Annotated in this window: 8 protein-coding genes; 2 read left to right on the top strand and 6 right to left on the bottom strand. The window is 34.6% G+C overall.

Translation table 11 applies throughout. The features are described 5' to 3' along the window. The 4 genes from AB3X49_RS14870 to asnB form a co-directional block, all read right to left on the bottom strand. On the bottom strand, nt 1–983 hold a 983-nt coding region (locus tag AB3X49_RS14870; protein ID WP_367963035.1), incomplete at its 3' end, for an N-acetylmuramoyl-L-alanine amidase. A 106-nt stretch (nt 984–1,089) separates the two neighbouring features. Then, entirely contained in the window at nt 1,090–1,425 is a 336-nt protein-coding gene (locus AB3X49_RS14865; RefSeq protein WP_012260872.1) for a hypothetical protein, read from the bottom strand. 45 nt (nt 1,426–1,470) lie between these two features. Continuing rightward, nucleotides 1,471–1,830 (bottom strand): GNAT family N-acetyltransferase, encoded by a 360-nt coding sequence (locus AB3X49_RS14860; protein ID WP_002012705.1) that lies wholly within the window; start codon nt 1,828–1,830, stop codon nt 1,471–1,473. Between the two features lie 91 nt (nt 1,831–1,921). Next, nucleotides 1,922–3,823 (bottom strand): asparagine synthase (glutamine-hydrolyzing), encoded by a 1,902-nt coding sequence (gene asnB / locus AB3X49_RS14855; protein WP_002012706.1) that lies wholly within the window; start codon nt 3,821–3,823, stop codon nt 1,922–1,924. A gap of 217 nt (nt 3,824–4,040) precedes the next feature. Between asnB and AB3X49_RS14850 the strand changes: the two genes are divergently transcribed. Continuing rightward, nucleotides 4,041–4,508: an Hsp20/alpha crystallin family protein gene (locus AB3X49_RS14850; protein WP_002012708.1), complete on the top strand. Its 468-nt coding sequence runs from the start codon at nt 4,041–4,043 to the stop codon at nt 4,506–4,508. A gap of 36 nt (nt 4,509–4,544) precedes the next feature. On the opposite strand, the gene AB3X49_RS14845 is transcribed toward AB3X49_RS14850, so the two are convergent. Further along, nucleotides 4,545–5,132, bottom strand: a complete 588-nt coding sequence (locus tag AB3X49_RS14845; RefSeq protein ID WP_367963032.1) for an SCO family protein — start codon at nt 5,130–5,132, stop codon at nt 4,545–4,547. Nucleotides 5,133–5,467: 335 nt separating this feature from the next. Here AB3X49_RS14845 and AB3X49_RS14840 point away from each other — a divergent pair, with 335 nt between their 5' ends. Further along, the gene (locus AB3X49_RS14840; protein ID WP_002012711.1) at nt 5,468–6,442 is read left to right on the top strand and encodes an MBL fold metallo-hydrolase; all 975 of its coding nucleotides are present in this window, start codon (nt 5,468–5,470) and stop codon (nt 6,440–6,442) included. A gap of 188 nt (nt 6,443–6,630) precedes the next feature. On the opposite strand, the gene AB3X49_RS14835 is transcribed toward AB3X49_RS14840, so the two are convergent. Further along, nucleotides 6,631–7,473, bottom strand: a complete 843-nt coding sequence (locus tag AB3X49_RS14835) for a DegV family protein (RefSeq protein WP_033707617.1) — start codon at nt 7,471–7,473, stop codon at nt 6,631–6,633. Nucleotides 7,474–7,538: the final 65 nt, after the last annotated feature.

Here is a 7,538-nt window from a genome sequence, read left to right as displayed (position 1 = left end):
ATATATGATGGATCATTATACACCCATTGATTTCCACCAAGGTTCAACCAACCGTTTTGATTAATATACACTAAATACGATTCAGGATTATTTAATTTACGAATAACTGAAGAAGATGTTGATGGACCACTTCTTAAGTTCACATTCGTTCCTTTTATATAAGCGACACCAATTGGACTTCCATCACTATTGCTCGTCTTTACAAAATTAATGTACGAAGGGTCATTATACACCCATTGTCCATTTCCTAAGTCTAACCATCCGTTACTTTCCTGATATACGACATACGATTCTGGGGCGTTTAGTTGACGAATAACTGAAGAAGACGTTGATGGGCCACTTCTTAAATTCACATTTTTCCCAAGTATATAGGCAATCCCCTTCGTTTGTGGTGTTGGCTGTGGGTTTGGAGGTTGTGGATTTGGAGGATTCGGATTTGGAGCTACTCCAAAAATAGCTGCTATTCCGTTTGCATACGCTTGGCTTAGATCTTCGATAAATTGTGGATTTTTCAATAAATTAGCATCAAACGTTGTATCAATAAAGGCAGTCTCTGTTAAAATTGCATCCATTGCAGTCTCTCTTAGTACCGCATAATTTGCTTTTTTGGCTCCTCGGTCACGAAGACCGTATTTTGTTAATACAGGATTGACTGCTGCATGCATTTTTTGTTGCTTTTCATATGCGGAACTACTATTAGATAGCGCGTTGTAAATATAACTTTCAAATCCAGTTCCACCGCCACTATTAATGTGAAATGAGATAAAATAATCTGCACCAAATGAATTAGCAATATTAGCACGTTCTGATAAAGAGATAAACACATCACTATCACGTGTCATTTTAATATTGATTGGATAATTTGCAGATAAAATATCTCGCACACGTCTAGCAATTTGAAGTGTTAACTCTTTTTCCACTAACCCATTACCAACAGCACCAGAATCATATCCACCATGCCCTGCGTCTATAACAAGTTTCATATATCTTTTTCGTTCCTTTCTTTATTGTAATAAGCTTTCATTTCTACTCGTCCTATTTTATGTTAATTGTACAAGTTCCGTTACAAGTACAAATAAAAAAAAACCCTTATGTAAGGCGGTTTCTATCGCTTTGCTTTAGCCAATTTAAAATGAATATATACGATTGATAATGGATGTAACGTATGCAAAATAAAAGAAATAAAAGAAATATCCCACCGCCGCTATATAGCAACCCAAACTTCAAAAAGATGTTCAAAAGAGGTGGGAAATACGTTATGTTTTGCAATACAAATAGCATACAAAACAAAATTAAAAATACGGGAATATATTGTAATTCATATGGTCTTCTCTTCTTATACATTCTTTTCCGAATAAAAGTCTGGCATAGTTCTGCTACTATAAAACAACCTCCAACTAATACAAGACCAGAAGTTATCGTCATACGTCCACCTACCTTATATTCATATCATCACCTAATCAATATTCACTATATTTTCTTTACATATATTCCATTTTCCTCAATAAAACCAGATCCCTCTATGAAAGATTTAGCTTGTTCCGTAAACATTTCTTGCAATACTTTTATTTCTTTCACATTTCTCTGTTTCATCATTTCTTCAAATGTAAAATACGTATTTGTCCCGTATCCATAACCTTGATAATCAAAATGAATAATTAACTGTGACAAAATAGCACTCTCTTCTTGAACGCTATAATCTATTACACCAATATATGTATCATCAACCTTTACACAATACTGAACCTTTTTCTCATCTAAGCTGTGTGAGTGAAACATTTCTTTTACAGCGCTTTCATTTTCTGTATTTACTTTCTCAAACGTAATCATATGTTGTCCATCCTTTTACTATTATTGTATCAATAATAAATGCAATTTATGAAAAAAACCTTAAGATCGAATGCGACCTTAAGGTTTTTTATTAAACTAAGCTATACGCACGCTTTGTTTCTTCGTGGAACTTATTCGTATCGTATTTATGCTCAACATAAATTTGATGCCATACCATAAACGCAAGTACAGTCCAAATTTTACGGCTATAATCGCCTTTATCTGCACAATGTGCTTCCAGTAAGTTTAATACATACTGTTTTTCGATTAAATGCTCAGTTTTGCTTTCTTTAATAATATTTACAGCCCAATCGTGCATTTCATCTTTTAACCAGTGACGAATTGGTACTGGGAATCCAAGCTTTTTACGATCTAACACGTGATCCGGAACAATTCCACGAGCAGCTTCACGTAATATAGCTTTCGTTGTTCCGTTTGCAATTTTAAATTCTGTCGGAATTTTAGATGCAACGTCAAATACTTCTTTATCTAAGAACGGTACACGAAGTTCTAATGAATTTGCCATCGTCATTTTATCAGCTTTTAATAAAATATCGCCGCGTAACCATGTGAACATATCAATGTACTGCATTTTACTTACATCATCATAATCTTTAATTTCGTTATACAATGGTTTCGTGATATCCATATAGTTAACACTTTCATCGTAATACTTCATTAATTCAGCTTTCTCTTCTTCACGGAAGATTTTCGCATTTCCATAGTAACGCTCTTCGATTGGCGTACATCCACGCTCTAAGAAGCTTTTTCCTTTAAACCCTTCTTTAAGAGCACCACTTAATGCCTTTAGAACACTCTTTCCTGGGCTAGGAATGTAAGAGAACATTTTTAAAGAGTTTGGCTCACGATAAATGTTATATCCACCAAATAGCTCGTCTGCACCTTCACCAGAAAGAACAACCGTTACATGTTTACGCGCTTCTTTCGCAACGAAATACAATGGTACAGCTGCTGGATCCGCTAAAGGATCATCCATATGCCAAATGATTTTCGGGAACTCATCCATAAATTCTTGCGCTGTAATGAATACGTTATGGTTTTTAACTCCTAATTTCTCAGCAGTTTCTTTCGCAACATCAACTTCACTGAAACCACGTTGTTCGAAACCAATAGAGAATGTTAATAGATTTGGATTCATTTCTCTTGCGATAGAAGCAATAATAGATGAATCGATACCACCAGATAAGAAAGAACCTACTGGTACATCACTACGCATATGTACTTTTACAGAATCGTATAATACATCACGAATTGCTTGGATATGCTCCTCTTTCGTTGCGCTTGAAGCGTTGAAATAAGGATTCCAGTAGCGATGGATTTCCATCTCTTTACCGATTTCTTTTACGAAGTAATGACCAGGCTCAATTTTGTTAACATCAATTGTTAATGTTTCTGGCTCTGGACCATATTGGTACGTAAAGTAGTGTTGTAGTGACTTTGGGTTTACCCCTTTGTCTTCCATTACATGCATAATACTTTTCTTCTCAGATGCGAAGAATGTAGTATCACCTTGTTGTGCGATGTATAAAGGCTTAATACCGAAGTGGTCACGTGCACCGAAAAGTGTCTTTTCTTCACGATCCCAAATCATAAATGCGAACATACCACGAAGGTAGTCTACACATTTTTCTTTCATATGTGCATACAATGCAATGATAACTTCTGTATCAGATTGTGTAGCAAAAGTTGCACCTTTTTCAAGTAACATTTCACGTAGTTCTACATAATTGTAAATTTCACCATTAAAAATAATTACATATCGATCATTTTCATAAGTTAGCGGCTGATGTCCTGCCTCTAAGTCAATGATACTTAAACGGCGGAAGCCAAATTGTACATGTTCATCACGAAAATATCCTTCGTCATCTGGACCGCGGTGGAAAATCATCGTGTTCATATTTTCAAATTGATGTTTTTCTGTTTCTGAAAACTCTCTAGGGTTTTCACATAAACATCCTACAAAACCACACATACTTCTTACCCTCTTTCAGTTTTCATTCTGTCTCAATACTACTATATCAACCCTATTTATACTAGCATAATCAACTGAATATGGCGACCAAAAACTATAAAAAACTCACTCCATTTCACATTTTTAACATTTTTTTATGAAAACATGAAAACTAGGCACTCACCTTTCTCCGCTTTTGTCATATGATATTGCAAATTGATTTCTAGGAGGTAATACCATGAGTGAAGAAAAAAAAGATTCTTCTCGCCCACCGGTTCGTAATTATTTAAAACAAATTGATGATTTTTTCGAACAAACACCTCTTCGTGGCGTAATTGCTGATTTAAATCATTTTTTCCAAAAAGGAAACCGTTTATTAACATTCCCAGTAGATTTATACGAAGTTGGTGACGAACTCGTCGTTACAGCCGAACTACCAGGTATACAAAAAGAACAAATTCAAATTGAAATACAAAGCGAATACTTAAAAGTCTCTGTAAAAGAAGATATACTTGAAGAGACGGAAGAAGAACAGACATCTCATAACTATTATCGCCGGGAACGTTCCATTTCAGAAGCGTCACGAATTATTAAGTTACCATATTTAATTAATAAAAAAGCAACGAAAGCTTCTTATCAAAACGGTGTATTAGAAATTCGCGCACCGAAATTACCACAACAGCATGACATATTATCCATAGACTGAATACTAATAAAAGAAGGGTGCTTAGCACCCTTCTTTTTAATCAGCTAATCGCTTCATATCACGTATAATATCTTCGTATGGCGTATTGCTAATGCCGCTATATTTTTTCATTACTTTTCCATTTTGATCGACTAAGAAAAATGATGTACCGTGTATTACTTGCCCATTCTCTGGTTTATCTACAAGCGATTGGAAGTTATCTTTTGAAAACTTTGTAATATCCTCCAGTGAATAACCTGTTAACAAGTTCCAATTACTTGTATCCTCTGTAAACTTTTGAATGAATGCTTTCAAATTTTCTGGTTTATCAAGTTCAGGGTCTACACTAAACGAAACAAACTGAACGTCTAATTTCTCTTCCTTAGCCATTTTCTGTAATTTCGCCATATTAGCAGTCATTGGCGGACAAACCGTTTGACAGCTTGTAAACATGAAATCAGCTACCCAAACTTTCCCTTTTAAATCTTTTGTACCAAACGGATTTCCTTCTTGATTTGTAAATTGGAAAGTTTCTAAATCCCAGTTTAACGGTTTACGTAATTTTGACCCTGAACTGCCACAACCTGCAAGTACAAAGAGACAAAATACAACCATAAGACCAATTAACTTTTGATAACGCTTCATTATTAAACCTCTCTTCTCTATCCTTAATTTATGTAAGTTATGTATATCATACCAAAAGTAAACACTATGAGAAAATTGTTTACATCATTTGTTCACGAAATCGTACGAATTTACGTATGTTACTTCTTTATTTCAAGCGAATTACTAGACAAAATATATTTTACTACTATTATTTCTCTAACCATTATTTGCGAAACGAAGTTCATTGTTAAATTTGCAAATAAATCCCCCTATTTTTTTACAATTACTTAAACATTAATCCATGTTAAACACTGTATTCCTTAACAACATTTCGGTACAATACAACTACAACGATTTTAAATGAGGTGATGTTCATGGCAAAGCGCTATGAAAATATGGATAATGCAAGTACAAAAAAATCAATTCGCTCCTTCTTACGTTGGCGTAAAGAAAGAAAGCAAAACAAAAAAGACTTTTCTTTTCTAGTAGAACAATCACCTGTTAAACAAAGTAAATTTCTACTAAATAACTTTGAAAAAACGACTGTCACATGGATTGGTCATTCAACTTTTCTCATTCAAACGAACGGCTTAAATATTTTAACAGATCCAGTATGGGCAAATAAATTAAAGTTAGTTCCACGACTTACTGAGCCAGGGCTCACTATAAAAGAACTACCTAAAATCGATATCGTTCTTATTTCACACGGTCATTACGATCATTTAGACTTTTCATCTCTTCGTCAACTAAATGATGATGCCTTATACCTTGTTCCTATTGGGCTAAAAAAATTATTTACTCGTAAAAAATTCACCAATGTTGAAGAATACAACTGGTGGGAAAGTACAACAATTGATGAAGTCTCTTTTCACTTCGTACCTGCCCAGCACTGGACGAGAAGAACATTATTTGATATGAACACCTCTCACTGGGGAGGGTGGATCATTGATAATATGACTTCTTCAGAAACCATTTATTTTTGTGGTGATAGTGGTTATTTCCAAGGATTTAAAGAGATCGGCAAACATTTTTCAATCGATATTGCACTTATGCCAATTGGTGCCTATGAACCAGAATGGTTTATGAAAGTGTCTCACGTTTCACCAGAAGAAGCTGTGCAAGCCTATCTAGATATAAAAGCTACACATTTCATTCCCATGCACTACGGTACTTTTGCTTTAGCAGATGAAACACCAAGGGAAGCAGTAACACGACTACGAAATAACTGGAATTTACGAATGCTACCGTGGGAACAGCTACATGTTCTCTTTTTAGGTCAAACTTTCACTTATAGCCCTATTGTCCCAGTTAAAGAACCAGTAAAAATCACAGAAACTTCTCATGTATAATAGTACTAATTTTTGCGAGTAATTTATCATATACTTTAAAAAATTGAAAAGGGTGTTTTCCATGAAAGATTATTTACAGACTCGCTATATAATTAGCGGTAGCGCCTGTATTGCCCTTCTCATTTCTTATTTTCTGTCCTGAAATAATAAAAAAGCTACTTGAAAATTCATTTCAAGTAGCTTTTTTATTACTCTGCTAAATACATAAAACCAATTGCTCCTGGTCCTGTATGAGTACTGATAACTGGTGTTGTATAGAAAATCTCTGATTGAGTGAATCCATTCACTTTTTCAACAGCAGCTTTTACACTTTCTGCTAAAGGAATTGCTTTAGCATGTGGAATCGCAACAGCTTTCACCACTTTTCCAGCAGTATCTTCCTCGAATAGTTTAGCCAACGTTTTTACAATCTGCCCTTGGCTACGTACTTTCGTTACCGGATTATATACGCCGCCTTCTAAACTTGCAATTGGTTTAATATTAAGTAAAGAACCAATAAGTGCCTTACCTTTACCGATGCGTCCACCTTTTACTAAGTTTTCTAATGTATCTACGACAACATATAAACGAGTATTCTTTCTTACTTCATCAATACGTTTTAAAATATCTTCTAGTGAGCATTCTTCTTTTGCCATTTTTGCCGCTTCAATTACTTGATATGCTAAAGCATGTGTAATAAATTGAGAATCAACAACTGTTACTTTTGTATCTGTCATTGATGCAGCGCTATTCGCTGTTGCGACAGTACCGCTCATTCCACCTGTCATATGAATGGAAAGTACTTCACTTCCATCTTCGCCTAGCTTGTCATACATTTCTACAAATGTACCCATAGCCGGTTGTGATGTTTTTGGTAATTCTTCTGATTTAATCATTTCTTCAATAAATTCATCCGGTTGCAAATCTACACGATCTAAGTATGTTTGTCCATTTACAGAAATAGATAATGGTAAAACATGAATATCATACTTCTCAATTATATCTTTTGATAAATCTGCCGTTGAATCTGTTACAATTTTAATTTTTTGCATATTATATTCTTCCCTTTCCAATACGCTCTCCCTGTTATTATACTAGCATTCCCGATGCTTTCAAC

The organism is Bacillus sp. C30, assembly GCF_040838255.1.
Taxonomy (GTDB): Bacteria; Bacillota; Bacilli; order Bacillales; family Bacillaceae_G; genus Bacillus_A; species Bacillus_A mycoides.
This window is presented reverse-complemented; position numbering and strand designations above follow the sequence as displayed.